Origin of the sequence: Caloranaerobacter longqiensis, from assembly GCF_050286925.1 — a bacterium.
Lineage (GTDB): Bacteria > Bacillota > Clostridia > Tissierellales > Thermohalobacteraceae > Caloranaerobacter.
On the sequence record NZ_JBFWFX010000002.1, the window covers coordinates 187022 to 209951 of the forward strand.

At 28.7% G+C, this 22930-nt stretch carries 16 protein-coding genes; 10 read left to right on the forward strand and 6 right to left on the reverse strand.

The annotated features are described in order from the left end of the window. The first annotated feature begins 171 nt into the window (after window positions 1–171). The 6 genes from AB4Y15_RS02950 to pulA all read left to right on the forward strand — a co-directional run bounded on the left by AB4Y15_RS02950 (window position 172) and on the right by pulA (window position 9737). Window positions 172–1905, forward strand: a complete 1734-nt coding sequence (locus tag AB4Y15_RS02950) for a glycoside hydrolase family 13 protein (protein ID WP_427338360.1) — start codon at window positions 172–174, stop codon at window positions 1903–1905. 106 nt (window positions 1906–2011) lie between these two features. After that, window positions 2012–3304 carry a maltose ABC transporter substrate-binding protein gene (locus AB4Y15_RS02955; RefSeq protein WP_427338361.1) on the forward strand — a complete coding sequence of 431 codons (1293 nt, stop codon included), beginning with the start codon at window positions 2012–2014 and terminating at the stop codon, window positions 3302–3304. A 94-nt stretch (window positions 3305–3398) separates the two neighbouring features. Then, window positions 3399–4688 carry a carbohydrate ABC transporter permease gene (locus tag AB4Y15_RS02960; protein WP_427338362.1) on the forward strand — a complete coding sequence of 430 codons (1290 nt, stop codon included), beginning with the start codon at window positions 3399–3401 and terminating at the stop codon, window positions 4686–4688. Next, window positions 4688–5563 (forward strand): sugar ABC transporter permease, encoded by an 876-nt coding sequence (locus AB4Y15_RS02965; protein ID WP_427338363.1) that lies wholly within the window; start codon window positions 4688–4690, stop codon window positions 5561–5563. The genes AB4Y15_RS02960 and AB4Y15_RS02965 overlap by 1 nt, the downstream gene beginning before the upstream one ends. 122 nt (window positions 5564–5685) lie before the next feature. Then, the gene (locus AB4Y15_RS02970) at window positions 5686–6690 is read left to right on the forward strand and encodes a LacI family DNA-binding transcriptional regulator (RefSeq protein ID WP_427338364.1); all 1005 of its coding nucleotides are present in this window, start codon (window positions 5686–5688) and stop codon (window positions 6688–6690) included. Window positions 6691–6848: 158 nt separating this feature from the next. After that, window positions 6849–9737, forward strand: coding sequence for a type I pullulanase (gene pulA, locus AB4Y15_RS02975; protein ID WP_427338365.1), 2889 nt, complete (start codon window positions 6849–6851; stop codon window positions 9735–9737). A gap of 61 nt (window positions 9738–9798) precedes the next feature. Here pulA and AB4Y15_RS02980 read toward each other — a convergent pair whose 3' ends face one another. Then, window positions 9799–11304 (reverse strand): alpha-amylase family glycosyl hydrolase, encoded by a 1506-nt coding sequence (locus tag AB4Y15_RS02980; protein WP_427338367.1) that lies wholly within the window; start codon window positions 11302–11304, stop codon window positions 9799–9801. 94 nt (window positions 11305–11398) lie between these two features. Here AB4Y15_RS02980 and AB4Y15_RS02985 point away from each other — a divergent pair, with 94 nt between their 5' ends. From AB4Y15_RS02985 to AB4Y15_RS02995, 3 genes are all read left to right on the forward strand, one after another. After that, the gene (locus tag AB4Y15_RS02985; RefSeq protein WP_427338368.1) at window positions 11399–13351 is read left to right on the forward strand and encodes an amylo-alpha-1,6-glucosidase; all 1953 of its coding nucleotides are present in this window, start codon (window positions 11399–11401) and stop codon (window positions 13349–13351) included. A 48-nt stretch (window positions 13352–13399) separates the two neighbouring features. After that, window positions 13400–15673: a glycoside hydrolase family 31 protein gene (locus AB4Y15_RS02990; protein ID WP_427338369.1), complete on the forward strand. Its 2274-nt coding sequence runs from the start codon at window positions 13400–13402 to the stop codon at window positions 15671–15673. A 70-nt stretch (window positions 15674–15743) separates the two neighbouring features. Then, the gene (locus AB4Y15_RS02995; protein WP_427338371.1) at window positions 15744–16118 is read left to right on the forward strand and encodes a hypothetical protein; all 375 of its coding nucleotides are present in this window, start codon (window positions 15744–15746) and stop codon (window positions 16116–16118) included. 89 nt (window positions 16119–16207) lie between these two features. On the opposite strand, the gene AB4Y15_RS03000 is transcribed toward AB4Y15_RS02995, so the two are convergent. Then, complete coding sequence (locus AB4Y15_RS03000) at window positions 16208–16828, reverse strand: site-2 protease family protein (protein ID WP_427338372.1); 621 nt, start codon at window positions 16826–16828, stop codon at window positions 16208–16210. A gap of 443 nt (window positions 16829–17271) precedes the next feature. Here AB4Y15_RS03000 and AB4Y15_RS03005 point away from each other — a divergent pair, with 443 nt between their 5' ends. Then, window positions 17272–18840 (forward strand): ATP-binding cassette domain-containing protein, encoded by a 1569-nt coding sequence (locus AB4Y15_RS03005; RefSeq protein WP_427338374.1) that lies wholly within the window; start codon window positions 17272–17274, stop codon window positions 18838–18840. An 80-nt stretch (window positions 18841–18920) separates the two neighbouring features. Here the strand turns inward: AB4Y15_RS03005 and AB4Y15_RS03010 are convergent, their stop codons facing one another. From AB4Y15_RS03010 to AB4Y15_RS03025, 4 genes are all read right to left on the reverse strand, one after another. Then, complete coding sequence (locus AB4Y15_RS03010; RefSeq protein WP_427338375.1) at window positions 18921–19340, reverse strand: hypothetical protein; 420 nt, start codon at window positions 19338–19340, stop codon at window positions 18921–18923. 444 nt (window positions 19341–19784) lie between these two features. Next, complete coding sequence (locus tag AB4Y15_RS03015) at window positions 19785–20411, reverse strand: histidine phosphatase family protein (RefSeq protein WP_427338377.1); 627 nt, start codon at window positions 20409–20411, stop codon at window positions 19785–19787. 33 nt (window positions 20412–20444) lie between these two features. After that, on the reverse strand, window positions 20445–21293 hold the full coding sequence (locus AB4Y15_RS03020) for a diguanylate cyclase domain-containing protein (RefSeq protein WP_427338378.1): 849 nt from the start codon (window positions 21291–21293) through the stop codon (window positions 20445–20447). Window positions 21294–21482: 189 nt separating this feature from the next. Further along, entirely contained in the window at window positions 21483–22868 is a 1386-nt protein-coding gene (locus tag AB4Y15_RS03025) for a S41 family peptidase (protein WP_427338379.1), read from the reverse strand. Between the last annotated feature and the right edge of the window lie 62 nt (window positions 22869–22930).

Sequence of the window (22930 nt, forward strand, 5' to 3'; positions counted from 1 at the left end):
GTTGTCAGCCTGCTTTTTTTATCTTTTGATTGTAGTAGTAAAAACATAATTTTTACGCTTTAAAGAGTTATATTGACACTAAAATACCAAAATGATATAATATCAGCGCAAACGGTTGCACAATTTTGATTTTTTTTTAGTCTAGGAAAAATTTTTGTTAAGAGGTGAAATATGAATTTACAAGCAATTTACCACAAGCCGAAAAGCAATTTTTGTTATGCATATGATGAAAATGTTATCCATATAAGGTTAAGAGCTGCAAAAGGAGATATAAAGAAGGCTGTTTTGATATATGGAGATAAGTATAATTGGGATGAAAGACAAGAGTTAGTCATGAAATTAACATGTTCTGATGATCTTTATGATTATTTTACAGTAGAGGTTAGTCCTAAAAATAAAAGGCTAGCATATTATTTTAAGGTTGAAGGGGATGAAGGAGAATTTTATTTTACTGAATGGGGACTTATAAAAGATATTGATGAAAAAGAAGTGTATTTACATTTCTTTCAATATCCATATATGAATAAAGAAGATATTCATAAAGTACCAGAATGGGTTAAAGACACAGTATTTTATCAAATATTTCCTGAAAGATTTTTTAATGGAGATACATCAAATGACCCAGATAAATTGACAGAGTGGGGAGAGTTACCTGCTTCAAATAGTTTTTATGGTGGAGATTTAAGAGGAATTATTGAAAAGCTTGATTATTTAGAGGAATTAGGTATTAATGGTATCTATCTTACTCCAATATTTGAATCACCGACTAATCACAAATATGATACCAAAGATTATTTTAAAATAGACCCTCATTTTGGAGATTTGCAAACTTTGAAGGAATTAGTTTCTAAATGCCATGAAAGAGGCATAAGAGTTATTTTAGATGCAGTGTTTAATCATTGCGGTTACTTTTTTGAGCCGTTTCAAGATGTTATTAAAAGAGGTAAAGAATCACCTTATTATGATTGGTTTTATATACACAAATGGCCAATAGAAACTAATCCTCCAAGTTATGATACATTTGCATTTGTGTATCATATGCCGAAATTAAATACAGATAATCCAGAAGTAAGGGAGTATTTGTTAAAAGTTGCTAGGTATTGGATAGAAGAGGCAGATATTGACGGTTGGAGGCTAGATGTTTCAGATGAAGTTAGCCATACTTTTTGGAGAGAATTCAGAAAAGTCGTAAAAGAGACTAAAGAAGACGCTTACATTGTAGGAGAGCTTTGGCTTGATGCTTATCCGTGGTTAGAAGGCGACCAGTTTGATGCAGTAATGAATTATCCTGTTATGAGAGCGTTATTACAGTATTTTGCCTATGAAAATATTTCGGATAGTCAGTTTAAGGAATTAATTAATAAGGTTAGAATGCGAAATACTGAACAAGTTAATGAGGTTATGCTTAATTTAATGGAGAGCCACGATACTTCAAGATTTTTAACAGAGTGCAATAAAGATACAAATAAATTGATGATGGCAGCTACATTTTTATTAACTTATGTTGGAACACCTTGTATATATTATGGAACTGAAATTGGTATGGAAGGTGGACACGATCCTGATTGTAGAAGAACAATGGACTGGAATAAAGAAAATTGGAACTTAGAATTATTTAATTACTATAAAAAACTAATTGGACTTAGAAAACAGTATAAAGCATTAAGAAGAGGAAAATTTAAATGGATTGATGATATAGAAGACATAATAGGATTTATTAGAGAGTATGAAGATGAAAAAATATTTGTTTTAATTAATAATCATAATTTTGATAAAAAAGTAACATTGAAAACTAAGGGTGTGTATATTGACGGTTTGACAGGTGATATTTTTAAATCAGATGAAGATTTATATGTTGATGTGCCTATGCATTCAGCTAGAATCCTTATTTGTTGTGAAAAGTAAAAAAAGTTTGACATATTTTTAGAAAAGATTTATAATAAATTATGCAAACGGTTGCAGAAATTAGCAACTGTAAAACTAACATAAATTCTAGAGAAGGGGGATTTATATGAAAAAATTTCTTAGTTTCTTACTTATTGCTGTGCTAGTGTTTTCGCTAGTAGGATGTGGCGCTAAAGAAGAGCCAGCACAAAATAATAATCAAGAGAATAATCAAGAAAATACAAGCCAAGAGAATGCTTCAAAAGAATTAACTCCTGAACCAGGTGCAAAACTAGTTGTTTGGGAGAGTGAAGGTCCAGAATCAGAATGGATAAAATATGTAGCTGAAAAATTTAAAGAAAAATATGGTGTAGAAGTTACTTATGAAGCAGTTTCTAATGTTGATGCAAAAAATAAACTAGCTACTGATGGACCTGCAGGCGTAGGTGCTGATGTATTTGTTGCTCCACACGATCATACTGGAGAATTAGTAGCTTCAGGTTTAGTACATCCTAATGATGTAACTGCTGATAGAATAAAAAACGATTTCATGAAAGCAGCTGCAGATGGTGTTTCTTTTGAAGGACAAGTATATGGTTATCCATTAGCTATAGAAACATATGCTTTGTTCTACAATAAAGATTTAGTTTCAAAAGCACCTGAGACTTATGAAGAAGTTATAGAGTTTGCAAAGAAATATAATAATCCAGATGAAAATAAATATGCTTTCATGTGGGATGTTGCAAATGCTTACTTCTCACACAGTTTTATAGCTGGTAGTGGTGGTTATGTATTTGGTAATGGTGGAACAGACAAAAATGATATAGGTTTAAATAATGAGGGTGCTATTGAAGGTGCTAAGTTTATGGTATCATTAAAAGAAATATTACCATTAAATTCAGCTGACACTAACTATCAAATCATGGATGGTTTATTCTCAGAAGGTAAAGCAGCTATGATAATAAATGGACCTTGGGCAGTTAAAGGTTATCAAGAGGCAGGAATTAACTTCGGTATAGCTCCACTACCAAAGTTACCAGGAGGAAAACATCCAGCAAGTTTTTCAGGAATTAGATCAATGTTTGTAAGTTCATATACTAAGTATCCAAATGCTGCTAAATTATTTGCTAAGTTTGCAACTTCAGACGAAATGCTTTTAAAGAGATTTGAAATGACTAAGCAGATACCACCTGTTAAAGCTCTTATGGATGAAGATATTATTAAGAATGATGAAATTGTTGCACCATTCTTAGCTCAAGCTCAATATGCAGTTCCAATGCCTTCAATTCCACAAATGGGAGTTGTATGGGAACCATATGGTGCAGCATTTGCATCAATGTGGAATGATGGAGTAGATCCAAAAGAGGCATTAGATAATGCAGTTCAGACTATTAAAGAAGCAATAGCGTCACAAGAGTAGATTAGACTAGAATAAAATAATATAAAATCTAGTCATTTACGGTATCGTAAATGACTAGATTTTTTTAAAGAAGATTTGTGGTAGGAGGGAGAAGATGAAAAAATCTACTAAAGCTGCACTATTATCTACAGTATTCATGGGTCTAGGACAATTTTATAATAGAGAAATTATAAAAGGTATAATTTTTTCTGCATTTGAACTTGTAATACTTATTTTTACTATTCCGTATTTTAAACATTCTATTTGGGGACTGATCACTTTAGGAGAGAAGCCTTTACACTTTGTAAATGGTATAGCACAAGGTGATCATTCGATTATTTTGTTAATACAGGGTATTATTTCCTTGCTAGTAATAGGATTGCTTATAGTAATTTATTTAATAAATATAAAAGATGCTAAAAATACAGCTGAACTTATTGAAAGAGGAGAAGAAAGAAGAACATTTAAAGAGTTTTTGAAGTATGTTTGGGATAAATATTTTCCAATGTTTATGCTTACACCAACTATTTTAGCAGTTACTTTTGTAACATTGTTACCTATAATCTTTACTTTTTGTATTGCATTTACTAACTATTCAAGCCCATATCATTTGCCACCAAGAAGCTTAGTTGACTGGGTAGGATTAAAGAACTTTCGAAACTTGGTGAAGCTAAAAATTTGGAGTTCAACATTTTTTGGTGTTGCTAAATGGACAGTTGTTTGGGCAGTTTTAGCGACTATTACAACATATTTTGGAGGATTATTCTTAGCGTTATTGACTAATGCAAAGGGTATTAAGTTTAAAAAAGTTTGGAGAAGTATATTTATATTACCGTATGCTATACCAGGATTTTTATCTTTATTGGTAATGCGTTTAATGTTTAGTGGTCCTGGCCCTATAAACAATTTATTAGTTAAGTTTGATATAGCTCGTATTCCTTGGCTTACAGACCCTACTTTAGCTAAAGTTGTTATATTACTTGTAAATATGTGGTTAGGTTCACCGTATTTTATGGTATTAATGTCTGGTATTTTAACTAATATTCCTAAGGATTTGTATGAAGCCGCAGATATAGATGGTGCTACAAACAGACAAAAATTTTATAAAATTACTTTACCAATGATATTTTATCAAACAGCACCTTATTTAATATTATCTTTTGCTTACAACTTTAACAATTTCAATAATATATACTTATTAACAGATGGAGGACCTGTAAATCCTGCATATAAATACGCAGGTCATACTGATATTTTAGTTTCTTGGATCTATAAATTGACTTTAGACCAAAATCAATTCCATATGGCTGCAGTAATATCAATAATAATATTCTTCATAGTAGCTAGTATTTCATCTTACAGTTTCGTTAAAACAAAATCCTTTAAAGAGGAGGATATGATATAATGATAATTTTACCAGTAGAAAAGAACACGGCAAATAATAATAGTAATAAAGTATCAAAGTATTTAACAAAAGTTGTATTGTATGCTATCTTGTTATTTTTAACGTTTGTTGTACTTGCACCAGTTATATGGATAATAGGTTCATCATTAAATCCAGGGAATAGTTTGTATGGGTCTACTTTGATACCTAAAAATCCAACTTTGATACATTATAAAGAATTATTTACGAAAACGAATTTTGTAAGATGGTATTTTAATACACTAAAAATTGCAACAATAAACATGATATTATCAGTTATATTTACTACTATAACAGCTTATGTATTTTCAAGGTTTAAATTTAAAGGGAAAAAAGTAGGGCTAGTAAGTATGCTTGTTTTACAAATGTTTCCTAGTTTCTTATCTATGACTGCTATATATGTTTTATTAATGCAAATGGGGCTTTTAAATACTCATTTAGGATTAATACTTGTATATGCCGGTGGACAAATACCATATAATGCATGGTTAGTTAAAGGATACTTTGATGGTATACCAAAAAGTTTAGATGAAGCTGCTAGAATAGATGGAGCTTCAAATTTAACTATATTTAGAAAGATTATTTTACCAGTAGCAAGACCAATAATTACTTTTATTGCATTAACTCAATTTACTGCTCCTTGGATGGACTATATTTTACCAAGATTAATATTAAGAAGTGCTGATAAAAAGACTTTGGCTATGGCTTTATATGAAATGGTAACTGGGCAGCAAAATACAAAATTTACTATGTTTGCAGCAGGTTCTATTTTAGTTGCTATACCAATAACTTTATTGTTTATTTACTTACAGAAGCATATAGTGGAAGGTTTATCAGCTGGAGCTACAAAAAGTTAATTTGAAATTTGAAAAAGTATAGTGCGATTTAATATAATTTATAGTATATAATGAGTATAGAATGTCTACTTTAACAATGTATTAAAAATTAGGCAATAAAATAAAAGTAGGAAGTGAATATTATGCCTGTTACAATAAAAGATGTTGCCAGATTGGCAAATGTATCTCCATCGACAGTTTCTAGGGTAATTGCTGATCATCCTAAGATAAGTGATGAAACGAAGAAAAAAGTATTTGAAGCAATGAAAAAATTGAATTATTATCCTAATGCCATTGCAAGGAGTTTAGCAAATAAATCAACAAGGACTTTAGGATTAATATTACCAAATGCTGAAGAAGACTTATTTATAAATCCATTCTTTATTCAAGTAATGAGGGGTATAAGTGTTTATGCCCAAAAGAAAGGCTACTATATAATGTATACTTACAGTAATAATGAAAATGAAGAAATAGACTTCATTAAAAACTATATTTATAGCAAGTGGGTTGATGGTATAATTCTTTTGACTGCAAGACAAAACGATAGATGTATTGAATATTTAAAGGAAAATGAGAAATATCCGTTTGTTGTAGTTGGTAGACCAGAAAAATCAGATGGGATATTATGGGTAGATAATAATAACTTTAAAGCCATGTATGATGTTGTTAATTATTTAATTAATAAAGGGCATAGAGACATAGCCTTTATTGGTGGACCTCATATTCTTAACGTTACTAAAGACAGATTAGATGGATATTTAAGAGCGTTAAAGGTACATGGAATTTCTATTGATGAAAAACTTATTTATGAGGAAGTTGATTTTACAGAAGTAAAAGGTTATGAAACTATGATGGAGATTTTAGATTATAAGAAACCTTCTGCTGTTGTTACAACAGATGACTTGATTGCTTTTGGTGTCTTAAAAGCTATAAAAGAAAAAGCAACAAGTAAAATAGCAGTTGTTGGGTTTAATAATACGCCTTTAGCTGAATATCAGCAACCAAAGCTTACTTCAGTAGATATTAAAGCTGAAAAGCTTGGTTATTATGCAGCAAAACTTTTGATTGGAAAACTTGAAAATGAAAATATTGAAACAAATCATTATATAATTGATACAGAGTTAATAGAGAGAGAATCGACTTTATAACTGTACATTAAAGAAAAAACATTTATAATTTCGAAAAGTCTCAACGTATTTAATCAAGATATCTTTATTTTCCTAATTTATGACTATTATTGATTTGTTTGTATACGGCCTATGCCCCTGCCTTTTAGAATTTATTTTTTATATTTTGGGGGGATGTGATGAGAAAGTTAAGTTTATTTTTGATAATAATTATGTTAATGCAGGTATTTGTAGGGTGTGTTAATCAGACTTCGAAAGATATAAGTAAAGATGTAAAAAGTGAAGAAAAAGAAGGTTCAAAATTAATAATTCATTATCACAGATATAATGGTGATTATGATAACTGGAGTTTTTGGATATGGCCTTATGGAAGAGAAGGAAAGGCATATTATTTTACTGGTGAGGATGAATTCGGAAAGATTGTAGAAGTACAGTTTAATGAAAAAATTGAAAGAGTCGGAGTAATTCCGAGATTGGGTAATTGGGAAAAGAAAGATATTGATATGGATAGATTTATTGATTTGCGAGGAGATGTAACAGAAGTTTGGATGTTAGAGGGAGTAGAAAAGATTTATTATAACAGAGAAGAGGCTAGTACAAGCCCTAAAATATTAAGTGCATTTTTGGATAGTAAAAATGAAATATTAGTTGAACTTACTAATTTTATGAAATTGACAGGGGAAAATAATGAAGGATTTACTGTAAAGAGTGCAGACAAAGAGTTAGATATTAAAGAAGTTAAAGCAGTAAAAGTTAAAAGAGAAAATTCAAGAAAATATGGTTTTGAAACTATTATGAATGATACTAAAGTTAGATTTATTTATTCACCAGATATAATAGGTTATACACCTAAAAAAGATGAAAAGGTATATGTTATAGGGGATTTTAATGGCTACAGTATAGATGAAAAATTTGAAATGAAATTTAATGATACTTTTAATATTTATGAATTGATAGCTGATATCGGGGAAGAAACTGGTATTAAGTACAGGCAGAATTTCACTTTTGCTGTAGCATCAAAAAAAGATATTACATTTAAATATAAAGATAAGTTTGTTTTAGATAAATATATAGGAAAATCAGCAAAGGTATTTAAAATACTCTTAAAAGATGATGTAGACCTTTCAAAAAATATTACTGTATATCATAAAGACTTCAAGGAAAGGGATGTAGAAATGAGAAAAGTACTAGAAAGTGAAGAGTTTATATATGATGGAGATGACTTAGGTGCTACATATACTAAAGAGTATACAGTTTTTAAAGTATGGTCACCTGTTGCAGAGAGTATGAAGGTAGTTATTTATGATGATTATAAAGACAATGTAGGTAAAGTATATCCAATGTCAAAAGGTGAAAAAGGTGTTTGGGAGCTTAAACTTGAAGGGGATTATAAAAATAAATATTACAATTATAGAGTTACTATTAATGGAGTAGAGAAGGAAACTCCAGACCCTTATGCTAAGGGAGCGACTGTAAATGGGAAAATGGGTATGATAGTAGATTTTGATTCTATAAATCCTGAAGGTTGGGATGAACACAAAATTCCAGACCCTATAAAACCAACTGAAGCAGTTATATATGAAATGCATGTTAGAGATTTTTCTGTAGATAAGGATTCTGGGATAAAGCATAAAGGAAAATATTTAGCTTTTACTGAAAAAGGAACTAGAGGACCGAATGGAGAGGTTACAGGACTTGATCATTTAAAAGAGTTAGGCATTACTCATATACATTTACTTCCAGTATATGATTTTGCTAGTGTAGATGAAACTAAAGAAGGAGAGTATAATTGGGGATATGACCCTTATTTATATAATGTACCTGAAGGTTCTTACTCTACAAATCCTTATGATGGAACTGTAAGGATAAAGGAATTCAAAGAAATGGTTAAAGCATTACATGAAAATGGCATAAGAGTAATAATGGATGTTGTATTTAACCATACCTATACAACTGGAAATTCTCCATTTGATATACTTGTGCCTAAATATTACTATAGAACAGATTCATCTGGTAAATATACAAATGGTTCAGGATGTGGAAATGAAACAGCATCTGAAAAGCCTATGATGAGAAAATTTATAATAGATTCGGTTAAATTCTGGGCTACTGAATATAAAATAGATGGATTTAGATTTGACTTAATGGCTTTACATGATATTGATACTATGAGAGAAGTAGAAAAAGAGCTAAGAAAGATTAATCCGAATATATTAATTTATGGAGAACCTTGGACTGGTGGTCCATCAGCATTATCTCCAACTAAACAGTTGAGAAAAGGTAAGCAGAAGGGAATGGGCATAGCAGTATTTAATGACGATTTTAGAAATGCTATAAAAGGGGACAATGATGGAGAAGGAGTAGGTTTTGTAAATGGTGGATTAGGACTAGAAAACGAAATAAAAAAAGGAATAGTTGGAATGATTGATTACAGTAGTAAAATAAAAGGATTTACAAAAGAGCCTAGTGAAACTATAAATTATGTAAGTTCTCACGATAATTTATGTTTGTTTGACAAGTTTGAAAAGAGCAACCCAAATGCTACTCCTGAAGAAAGAGAAAGAATGAATAGGTTAGCATTATCGATAGTTTTAACATCACAGGGAATACCTTTTATACAAGGTGGGACTGAAATATTAAGAACAAAGCATGGTAACCACAACAGCTACAAAGCAGGTGATGAGATTAATAAAATAGATTGGAGTAATAAAAATAAGTATAAGGAAACTTATGAGTATATTAAAGGTTTAATTGCATTAAGAAAAAGTCAAAAAGTGATGACACTAGATAAAGCAGAGGAAGTGAAAAAGTATCTAAAGTTTATTGAAGCTCCGAAAAACTCAGTTGCATATTTATTAACTTCTCCATATGAAGGGGACTTTAAAAATATTTTAATTATCCATAATGCAAATAGAGAAGAAATAGAAATCAAACTTCCACTAGAAGGAGAATGGAATATTATAGCTAATGAAAAAGAGGTAAATGTAGAGGGAGTTAATGGAGTAAACAAAGCTGTTGAAAATGTAAAAGTAGCACCGTTATCAACTTATATCTTATATAAAAATTAGCTAAAAAGCAGCCAATATTGGCTGCTTTTTAGCTTGTATATATTTTGGAAGGGGATTAGTTTTAATTAGAAGTCAAGATAATCACTTCTAAAGGTTTTAAAGTAATATTTAAATTACCATTTTCAATATTGTAAGCTTTACTACTTAACACATCAGTATATTTAGAACTATCGTCTTTTAAATTAATAGTTATATTCTTTTCTTTATTTTGCAGATTGTAAATCACAATAAACTTACTATCGCCTTTTTTCCTCATATAAGAAAGAAAATAACTATCATAGTTTAACAATTCGAATTCTCCATTATAAAGAGCTTCATTTGAATTTCTAATATCAGTCAACATTTTAAAGTAATTTAACATTTCTGAATTACTAATTTTATCCCATTCCATATCCCTTCTATTGTCTGGGTCATCTCCACCTTCCATAGCTATTTCTGTACCATAGTATATAATAGGTATTCCCGGATATGTCATTATAAAAGTTAAAGCTTGTTTTAAATAAGCTTCTCCGTATTCTTTTGCTTCAGTAACTAATCTTTTATTGTCATGATTATCAACAAAAATTCCATTTAATTCAGGATTAGTAAATGCTGATTGCTTTTTTATAGCATTAACTAAAGTGTTTGCTTTACCAAATCTAGTAAAAGTTTTACGAAGTCCATTATAAAGTGGATAATTTGTTAAAGAATCTATTCCTACTTTATGATACTGTTCTAAATATCTAGGGTTGTCATTCCAAACTTCTCCGAGTAGGAAAAAATTCGGATATTTCGATTTAATATTATAAGCAAACTCATTCCAAAAATCCTTTGGTACGTGTTTAACTGTGTCGAGTCTCATTCCATCTATTCCTGTTTGTTCAATCCACCATATAGCATTATCTATAAAATATTTTTTAACTTCAGGATTATCTTGGTTTAGGTCAGGCAAACCGAATATCCAGCCTTCTTCAAGTTGTTTTTGGTCGTTCCAATTAGAAATATTCTTTTTTGGATGAAACCAATCTTTATATTTTTCATCATTTAACCATGGAGATTTATATCCTGTATGATTTACTACATAATCAAGTATTACCTTAATATCTCTTTTATGTGCTTCTTGTACGAGTTCTTTTAAATCGCTTAATGTACCTAAATGTGGATCGACTTTATAAAAATCAGTAATCCAGTATCCGTGATATCCACCATATTCATTTTTAAAAACAGGAGTTATCCAAATAGCAGTTACACCTAGTGATTTTATGTAATCTAATTTTTCTACAATACCTTTCAAATCACCACCGTGATATGCCTTAGGATCATTTTTATTTACATCAGGGAAATTATTATTTTCTTTATCTCCGTCATAAAAACGGTCAGTCATTATAAAATATATTATATCCTTTGAAGAAAAGGCACCACCGTTATTTTGAACTTTGTATTTAATTTCATTTGAACTATCAGATTTTGTATCTTTTTTTACATTTTCTATTTGCTGACTTGTATCATTTATATTATTTTGATTTTGACAGCCTACAGAGAAAACTAGAGTAAATATTACAAGAAATATTACTAATTTTTTAGACATATAAAAACCCCCTTGACAATATTTTATTATATTTATAAAATGGATGCAACCGTTTGCATAAATTATGTTATAATATTTTTTAGGGGGTGAAGAGTTGGAATTAGGATATCCAAACTGGAGGACTTTTGATGAAGGAATACAGAAAGAATATTTGGTTACAAATGGTCTTGGAAGCTTTTGTTCATCTACTATAATTGGAGCAAATATTAGAAAATATCATGGTTTGCTTAATGCTTCATTAGTGCCTCCAATAAAGAGATATTTATTACTGTCAAAAATAGATGAAACATTAGAAATAGATGGAGAAAAATATAAATTATTTGCTAATCAATTTATTGGAAAGATAGATGATGGATATTTACAATTAAGAAGATTTAGTAATTATCCTATACCAAAGTTTATTTATGGAGTTAAAGATATTGTTATTAGCAAAGAATTGGCAATGGAGTATGAGAAAAATACTGTGGCTGTTGTATATAAAATAAATACTGGTAGTAAAAAGGTAAAAATGACATTTACTCCGTATGTAAACTTTAGAGATCATCATGATACTAGTAAAATAGGTAGTTTTAGATATAATCAAAGTTATGAAAAAGGAACATTAAAATTAATTGAAGAGAGTACAGGTTTAAACTTAAAAATAATTTCAAATTGTAAATACGAGGCAAATGAAGATTGGTCTTTGCCTATGTTCTATAAAAATGAAAGAGATAGAGGACTTGAAAGTATTGATTTTCATTTTATACCAGGAGTTTTTTCTTATGAAATGGAACCTCATAAAAAGTATACTATAACTTTTTTAGCTACTATAGAGGATAGTGTTGAATATACATCTGAAGAAATAATAGAAAACGAAAAGAAAAGACGTACAGAACTAATAAATAAAGCAGGATATTCACATCCTTTTTTGAAGAATTTAGTATTGGCAAGTGATAATTTTATAGTTAAAAGAGCGTCTACGGGAACTAAGACTATAATTGCCGGATATCCGTGGTTTACAGACTGGGGAAGAGATACAATGATAGCCTTTACTGGACTTACTTTGACTACTAAAAGATTTGATGATGCTAAAGATATCTTATTAACTTTTACAAGGTATATTAGGGATGGAATAATACCGAATATGTTTCCGGATGAGAATACTTCACCTTTATATAACACAGCAGATGGAACACTATGGTTTTTCTATGCAGTATATAAATATCTTGAATATACTAATGATTTAAAAACTATTAAAGAAGAGATATATCCACATCTTGAAAGTATAATAAGACATCATATTAAAGGTACAATAAACAATATTTATATGGATGATGATGGACTTTTATCTGCTGGAGATGAAGGTACACAGTTAACTTGGATGGATGTTAAAGTTGGAGATTGGGTGGTTACTCCAAGACATGGAAAGGCAGTTGAAATCAATGCCCTTTGGTATAATGCTCTAAAAATTATGGAAGAAATATCGAACAGATTAGGGTATGATGGCAGCAAATATGGAGAAGTAGCAGAAAAGACTAAGAAGAGTTTTGTAGAGAAATTTTGGAACGATAAGGGCAAATACCTATATGATGTGATACGGAATGGGAAACCTGTGGATATGTTTAGACCTAATCAGATATTAGCTGTGAGTCTGCCATTTTCAATTCTTGATAGAGAGAAGGAGAAGTTAATAGTAGAGAAAGTATATGAAGAACTATATACTCCATTTGGGTTAAGAAGTTTATCGAAAAAACATAAAGAATATATAGGGAAATATGGTGGAGATGTTCTAAAGAGAGATGGTGCATATCATCAAGGTACAGTTTGGGCTTGGTTAATAGGGCCTTTTGTTGAAGCATATGTAAAAGTAAATGACTATTCTAAAGAAAGTAAACTTAATGCAAAATATATGCTTGAAGAGTTTTATTATCATATGAAAGATGCATGTATTGGCAATATATCAGAAATATTTGATGGAGATGAACCTCACTATCCAAGGGGTTGTGTGGCTCAAGCATGGTCAGTTGGTGAGGTTTTAAGAACATATGTAGAAGTAATTTTAGATTAAAAATTTTAAACAAACGAAGAATATTATAAAAAACTAAGGAGGTAGATTATGATTAAAAAAACAGAATTCGGATATAAAATTGAGGGGAAAAAAGGTTTTTTAAATATTATTTTTTACGATGATAATATTGTACGCTTTGCATATAGTAATGATGGAGAGATACCAGTATCTACTCCTGCTGTTGTAGTTAAACCTAAAGATATTGAACATAACCAAGAAGGTAATATAATTAAGACTAAAAGTCTTATAATAGAAATTAATAAAGAAAATTTACAAATTAGCATATTCAATAAAAATGGAGAATTACTAAATAGGGATATGAATGTAGATTTAGAAGGAATCGAAATTGAAAAGGAAATTCTTTGGGAAAAAGGGTTTTATGGACTAGGAGAGAAATATGGTTGGTTAAATAAAAAAGGAACTGAAACTTCAAATTGGAATACTGATGTTATGGGTGTATTTCCAGTTCATAATGCAACTATTAAGGAATATCATACGTCTATACCTTTTTATATTGGGTTAAGTAAGAAGTTATGCTACGGTATTTATTTTGACAATAGTTATAAAACTTATTTTGATTTAGGTAAAACTAAAGATAATGTGTTAAAGTTTGGTGCAGATGGAGGATACTTAGATTACTATTTTATATACGATGAGAAAGTATCAGAAGTTGTTAAAGCGTATACTTATTTAACAGGAAGAATGCCTTTACCAAGAAAAGACTTTTTAGGATATCAGCAATGTAGATGGAGTTATGAAAATAGAGAAGAGTTAATGGAAATAGCTAAAAGAATGAGAGAAGAAAATGTACCATGTGATGTGCTTTATTTAGATATTGATTATATGAAAGATTATAAAGTTTTTACAGTAGATTCTGATAAGTTCTATGAATTCAAAGATATGGTATCAAAGCTTAAAGATATGGGCTTTAAACTTGTTGTTATAATAGACCCAGGTGTAAAAGTAGAAGATGGATATTGGGTATACGAACAGGGTAAGGAAAATGATTTTTATATAAAAGATAAGAATGGTGAAGTTTATATAGGTGAAGTATGGCCTGGTAAAGCTGTATTTCCTGATTTTCTAAGAGAAAAAGTTAGAAAATGGTGGGGAGAACTTCATTCTGGGTTAATAGAAGATGGTGTAGAAGGTTTTTGGAATGACATGAATGAACCTGCTGACTTTACTACAGAATCTAAAGTTGTTCCAGAGGATACGGTACATTTTAATGATCAAGGTGAAGAAAAAAGTCATGCAGAAATTCATAATTTATATGGTATGCTTGAAGCTATAGCTACTTATGAAGGAGTGAAAAGTATTAAACCTAATGTAAGACCGTTTATATTGACTAGAGCTGCTTTTGCGGGAACTCAAAGATATGCAGCTCTTTGGACAGGAGATAATACAAGTATTTGGGAGCATTTAGAAGCAAGTATGCCTATGTTCATGAATCTAGGTTTGAGTGGATATTCATTTATAGGTGCAGATGTGGGTGGTTTTATTGGAGATAGTAATGGTGAACTTTTAACTCGTTGGACACAATTAGGAGCATTTACGCCATTATTTAGAAACCACAGTGTTAAAGGTTCTATTAATCAAGAACCTTGGTGTTTCGGAGAAGAAGTTTTAGAAAACACAAGAAAGTTTATCAATATGCGTTATAAATTTATAACTTATTTGTATAATTTGATGAGAGAAAGTTCAATTAATGGACATCCAGCTATTAGACCATTATTCTATCATTATCAAGATGATGAAGAAACATATAACATAAATGATCAATTTTTATTTGGAGAGAATATATTAATTTGTCCAATAATAAGACCGTATACAAGAGTTAGAATGGTTTATCTTCCTAGAGGCATCTGGTACGATTATTGGACTTTAGAAAAGTTCGAAGGTGGTAGATATATTATTAAAGAAGCTCCAATAGATTCAATGCCGATATTTATTAAGGCTGGAGCTATTATCCCTACAGATAATGTAATGCAATATATAGGAGAAAAAGAGCAAGAAATAACTATAAACTGTTATTTAGGACAAGATGGTGAATATACATTATATTTAGATGATGGAATTAGCTTTGATTATGAAAAAGGTAATTATACAGAGATAAAGTTTATAATGAAAAATAGTGAAAAAGAAGTTTCAATAACATCAGAAGTTATAAAAAATGGATATAAAATCCCTAAAATGAAGCTTAGAATTTTAGGTTTAGATTCAAATAGTAAAGTTATTATGAATGGAGAAGTATTGAGATTAGATAATGAAAGCACAATAGATATTGATAAATTAAATATAGATGTAAAGATTGTTAAGTAACATAAACAAAAAACCCCTCTCTAACATATGATAGTATCAAAGCTAGATTAGATAGAGAGGGGGTTTTATTTTGTATTATAACTATTCATATATGTACGAATATCCAGAAATATATCATGAAGTATTGCCGAAGGTTAGAGAGTGTATATACAGACATTATCCATATAGTTATGGAGTATATCCCTATCCATACCCAAATCCATATCCTTATCCAGATGAAGATGAAGTAAGAATAATGGTTGATGAAGTATACGAAGAGATGATAAAAATATATCCAGAAATAGACAAAGATCCATTAGAAAATGGGAGGTCTTCAGTTAGTAGAAGACATTATGGTAGGAGAAGATTATTTAAAGATTTAATATTTATTATATTATTAAATGAATTATTAAGAGGTAGAAGGCATCCTTACTATGGGTATCCAGGCTCAAGATACGGATACTAAAAAGGAAACAAGTGGACGGTTCTAGTGTATCCAAAAGGAAACAGAAGAACCGTCCACTTGTATTAAATAGGTAAAAACTTTTTTTTAAATTAAAAGAATAAATTTTCTAAAGAAAGATATATCATATGGATAGGTGGTACTATTATTTTATCAATAAGATTTGTAATTATTAAAATAAAAAGTAATATTCTACCTTTATCATAAAATTCATAATAAAATGGTTTATCTTTAAGATTTAATATATCAAATAAAATATGTGCTCCATCTAAAGGTGGTATAGGAATAAGATTAAATACAAATAGAACTATATTTATCCATACAGTAAAATTAAAAACATTCATTATTGTTTCATATAAACTATAAGGTAGAAAGTTAGGAGCGTGATATAATATTTTCATTAGTAAAAGAAAGAATATCGCTATAAATAAATTTGCAAGCGGCCCTGCTATAGATACTAATATATCGTCTCTTTTTGGTTTTTTAAAATTGTATGGATTAATTTCAACTGGTTTTGCCCATCCGAATCCAGCAAGTATAATCATTAAAAATCCAATGATATCAATATGTACTAATGGACTGATTGAAAGCCTTCCTTGAAGTTTTGGAGTATCATCACCGAGCCATACTGCTGTTTGAGCATGTGCAAATTCATGAAGTGAAAATCCTAGCAGAACACCTGGAATTATGTATAGAGTTTCAATTAAATCCAAGGAAATCATCCTTTCTAGTTTATTATTGCTGACATTCTAAAACATAGTTTTTTAATTTAATAATTAACAGGAGTAATGAATAACATCTGATAATTAATAGTAAAACAGTGAAAAAAAGTTTTAGGAATTCAAAACTATAATCATTATAGCTTAAAAATTAGAATAATTGAATGAAAAATTGAAAATATTTATTACAGATGTTTATTTTTGTTTTTTCTTTACTTTTCTAAAGCATCATGTTATAATAAGGTTAAATTACTCATATTTACCATAAATAAAAATTAAAGCAATAAATAGTAATATAATTAAGATATGTTATATGTTAAAATTATTTATTTTAGAATATTTAGCAGCTTAATGTTGTTAAAATTTGGGCATATGGGAAAGGAGGTTATAAAATCATTTTAAAATATTTTAAATCTCATATTAAAAAATATAAATGGATGTTTTTATTATTTATATTTATGACTCTAATACTTTACACGATTGAATTAATATTACCTTATGCTTTTAGTAAATTCATAGATGAAATAACTCTTTACAAATCTAGTAATATTATATGGGGATATGCCAAATGGATAGCTATACTTTCCGTAATTTACTTAGTGATATTTTTTTATAAAGAGATAATATTCGCTAAATGTACAGCTAAAGTTAGATATAGTATGTTAGATGAAGCTGAGAGTCATATAGAAAAATTATCATTAAATGATATTAGTAGATTTAATCCTGCTTATCTAAATCAAAGGCTAAATGACGATATACTGAATATAATCTTGTTTGTATTTAATAATTTATGTAATTCGATTATGAAGATTTTAAGTACAATAGTTTTAGGTGCTATGATATTATCTATAGACGTTAAATTATTTATAGTATTGGTATTAGTGATTGTGATAAACTCAATAGGCATTATATTTTTTAATAAAGAATTATTTAAAAAAGGTTATAGATATAGGGATGCTAATAATGATTTTTATGCAGCTAATAATGACAGACTCAAAATGATAAAGCAAACAAAAAGCAATAGTTGGTTTGATGTTATAAAGATTAGAGTAGAATATTTTTATGATTTACTTTTAGACAGAAATATTGATTTTACAAAAGTATCTGCCAAGCTTCAAAATGTGGGGTTATTTTCTAAATATATATCTATAGTTCTTTTAATCATATTTGGTGGATATAAAATTATAAATGGTAATCTTAGTATGGGACAGTTTATATTGATATATAATTATGCGAATATTTGTATTTCAAATGTTGAGTATTTCTTATCATTAGGACAAAATTATCAACATGCTAAAGTTTGTTATGAGAGAATGAACGAAATTTTAACCTTAAAGCCTGAACATAACGGAACTAAAATAATAGGTGATATAGATTCAATCGAATTAAAGGATTTATATTTTAGTTATAATAATAAGAGGGAACTCTATTTTGGGCTCAATTTTTCTCTTAAAAAAGGTAAGATATATTGTCTAAAAGGAGAAAATGGTTCAGGAAAAAGTACTTTAATAGATATTATAACAGGACTTAGATATGATTATAAAGGAGATGTTCTCTATAATAATATTTCTATAAAAGAGCTAGATGCTAATTACTTAAGAAGGCATCTAATATCGATTGTAGAGCAAGAGCCAGATCTTATCAATATCTCTTTAAAAGAAAATTTAACTTTTGGTATTAAATCTTATGATAGAGATTATTTAAAAAGGTTGTGTTCTGAATTTTATATTGAAAAGCGAATAGATAGTCATAATGAAAATTTGAATTTATCTGGCGGAGAAAAACAGAAAATAGCTTTAGTAAGAGGGGTAATAAAAAAGCCAAAATTTATGATATTAGATGAGCCGATATCTGCTTTGGATTATAATAGTATACTTAAACTTAAGTCGATATTAAAAGAGGAAAAAAAGGACAAGATAATATTAATGATTACTCACAACGAAGAAATTGAAGATATTGTAGATGAATTTATTACATTAGGAAAGTATAAATCATTGAGTTTTTAATAGAGGATTATATTCTTGGGAATAGTGAGACGGTTTTAATGTATCCAAAAGGAAACAGAAGAACCGTCTATTTATATCTATTACTTATAATGTTCAGACGAGAAAATATTATGTTTTTCTAATATCTTTAAGGCTTCTTCACGGTTGCTTGCAGATGGCACAATGCAACGACCACTTTTGCCGCTGAAATGTCCACCATATCCACCGTCTTTACCTTCATACTGTTCATACACCAGTATTACCATATCATGAAAAAATGGCTTGGAACGAATCAGTCCAAAAAAGTAATCCTTCTTTAGAGGGCGGCCATTAGTATCAGTACCAATTGCATATTCATATGTTAGAGAATCTTCATTGTCTGTATCTCTATCGAATATTATCCTATTCATTTTTTTAGAGGTTAATTTATATTCGGGGACAAAAATTTGTCCTTTAAAAGTACTGTCAGTTAATAGATTGAAATAATAAGTTCCAGAAATATAAATTGTACGTTTTTCCAAATAGGAGGGGGCATTTAGCTTTATTTCCACGGCATCAAGTTTTCTATTAATTGGAAAGGGGATAATACATATCAGAACAAGTACAATAAAGAAAATGCGAACAGTCCATTTGATTATCTTGCTATATGATGTTTTCATCATTGCCCTCCTTTTTGTATAGAGCAAATTTGACACCCAAATATTAAAATTTAATGATTTATAAAGTTTAAGATATTTTAGTTTTCCTATATTTTTAAAATTCCATTAGTTGTAGAAAGAATATTAGTTTTTTAAAAACATTAAATGTCTTTTATGTATAAATTATATTATACATATATATGGAATGCAAAATGTTTTTTACCGTTTTTACTACAAAAAATAAATTATTCCTAAAAATGCTAAGAATACAAAGGGACGGTTCTAATGTATCCTTACGATGGAAACAAAAGAACCGTTTTTTTGTATCTATCTCATTGTATCAAGTTTTTCTAAATGAGAAATATCGGCTTCTAAAACAATTTGTATTTCATTATCTTTTATTTCAAGTATGGTTAAGCATGTCCCATGAATAAAGGGAGGATTCCAAAAGTTTTCTAAAGAATAATTTTTAATTATTGCGTAGATAGCTTTAATAACTACAGCATGAGTTACGATCAAAATATTATCACCATAATTATTACAATTAATTATGTCATTTAATACTTTTTGTACTCTATCAAATAATACATCAAAGCTTTCGCCGTCAATAGGTTTATACAAATGTGGTTTATTCCAAAAATTAAAATGTTGAGTAGGGTATGATTCGCTTATTTTTGAATATTCCATCCCTTCCCATGAACCGAAACCCATTTCTTTTAATGATTCAGTTATTATTATTTCCGTATTTTTATCGCCTTTAATATAATTTGCAGTATCAATGGCTCTGCGTAAAGGGCTACAATAAATCTTATCAAATTCAATATGAGCTAAACTTTTTCCTAATTTTTTAGCATCTTCAATACCTTTTATAGTAAGATTAGAATCTTTCCATCCTTGCATTTTACCCAATTTATTCCATTCTGTTTCACCATGTCTTGTTATGTATATTTTCACTTTATTTCCCCCTTGAATTCTTATCAGCACAAACTATATTAGCTTGTACTGATTTCTTCCACTTTTTTTAGCAAGTATCATAGCTTCTTTAACACTTTTAATGACTTCTTCATCATTACAACCAACAGTAAAACTTGAAATGCCTATACTTACTGTAACATTTAGTGTTATTTCATCAAATACAAATTCTTTAGTCATAATATTTATTATTTCAGAAGATATTTTCTCTATAAATTCTTTGGGTTTATCTTTTATAATTACTACAAATTCATCAGCATTTATACGGGTTACATCAACATTTAATTTATACTTATTTAAAACATTTTTAATTCTTTCAGGGACTTCTATAAGAACCTTATCTCCTATATTATGACCATACTTTTCATTAATCTGTTGAAAATGATCAATATCAATGTCTAATATAAAACCGCTATTGATTGAATTAATCTTATTAATTATAATATCTCTATTCATTTCTTTATTAATCATATTAATACCTCCATTCAAATTTTGATACGTTAAATTAACTCTAGGAAAAACATTAATGTATAGATTTTTGTTTCTATATTTTTTCGGGGAAACACCAAATAACTTTTTGAATGCTCTAGAATAGGATTCATAAGTACAATATTGATATTTTAAAGCTATATCTAAAATACTCATATTTGATTTTACTAAATCATATGCAGATAGAGATAGGCGGCGTTTTCTTATATAATCTTTGACTGTAGTGCCAAGAATATTTGAGAAAATAATATAAAATGAAGATTGAGACATATAGGCTATTTTAGCGATGTCTTCTATTTTGATTTTTTCATATAAATGTTCTTCTATATAATCGATTGTATTTTGAATTCTGTCAATTAGTTGCTTTTCGATCATTTTACACCTCCTCTAGAATACTTTAATATTATTATATAATTAAGTTTATTTTGATGTATGACATTTTTTCTAGATTTAAATTTAATTGCCAATCGATTAAGTTATATAGGATAAGATGTGATATTAACAGAAAAAATAAGACGGTTCTAATGTATCCAAAAGGAAACAGAAGAACCGTTTTCTTGTATCTTATTTGTTATTTTTTATAATTTCTATTAGTTTTTCTATTTGAGGGTCTTTTCCATTTATGATGTCTTCTATAGTAGTATAAACTTCAATGTCAGGATGCAAGCAATTTTCAGGGTCATTATCAATATTTGGTCTTACAAATTTTTTATGAGATACAGAAAACATAAAATTTGAATTTGGAGTTCTAAAATTCAGAATATCTCCATAACTAGAAGGCTGGTTACCTGTAGGCTCTCCGATTATTTTTCCTATATTGTTGTCCTTCATAATTACAGCAAACCAGTTTCCAGAACTAAATGTATATGGTGAAGTTAAAATATATATATTTCCATTAAAGATTAAATCTTTATTTGAAATTTTATTATTAGTTATAATATTTTCAGAGTATGATTTATATCCACTTTTTCTTGAATATCCTCTTTGTTTACTGGCTTGTTCTGAAAATCTAATATCTGCTGTATAAGACACATAATTATCTATATCAATATATCTCATAAATTCGTCTACAACATTAGAATTACCGCCAGGATTTTTTCTTATGTCAACTGCTATATTTTTTATATGATATTTTGAAACTTCTTTAAAAAAATTTTCTAATGTTGTCTTATATTTTTCATTATAGATACATTTATCAAGTTTAAAAATTCCAAGTGAATTTTCTTTGTCTATAGTATAACTTACCCATTTTTCAGTTTTGTTTTTTGTGTTTTTTATGTGTTTTACTAATGGAAGTTCTATATTTAATTCTTTACCGTCTCTTTGTATTTTTACATTAACATGGTTGTCTTCTATTAAATTTAAGTAATCTAAAAAAGGTTTTTTGATAAGATTCATTTTTCCTATTACCTTAACCCACTGCCGATTTTCAGCAGGTATTATTTTTTCTAATTCTATTAGCAAATCTTTTTCTGTTTTTCCACCGATAGATAGAATTTTATCACCTTTTTTAAAGCTATTTCTACTTTCAATTATATACATTCCATCATCAAGCCATACGATTGGTAAATCTATATATTCTTTGGCAGTTTCAAGCCACATTGCGGTATGAGCATCTTTGAGGGAACATATCACTTCATTAAGAACAAAATAAAAGTCATCAACTTCCATTGTTTTTTTTATCTTTTTATATGCTTTTTTTATTATTAAATTCTGCTTTCTACTAAAACCATTATAAGTTTTTGGATGAACATCTTTTAGAGTATTTACTAGATAGTCCAAATCAGCTTTCATCTCTTTTGTTGTTATCAATTCATTAACGGAAACTTGTTTTATGGAATTAAATTTATTTGTTGGATTATCTTTTTTAATGAAGAGAAAATAGACTGTTGACGATATTAATATAAATAAAGTTATAAAAAGAATAAAATATTTTGATATTTTTTTCATAATGACCTCCTTAAGTTTAAAAATTTTGTTAAGTTATATTAAGGCTGATTTTCATTTATTAT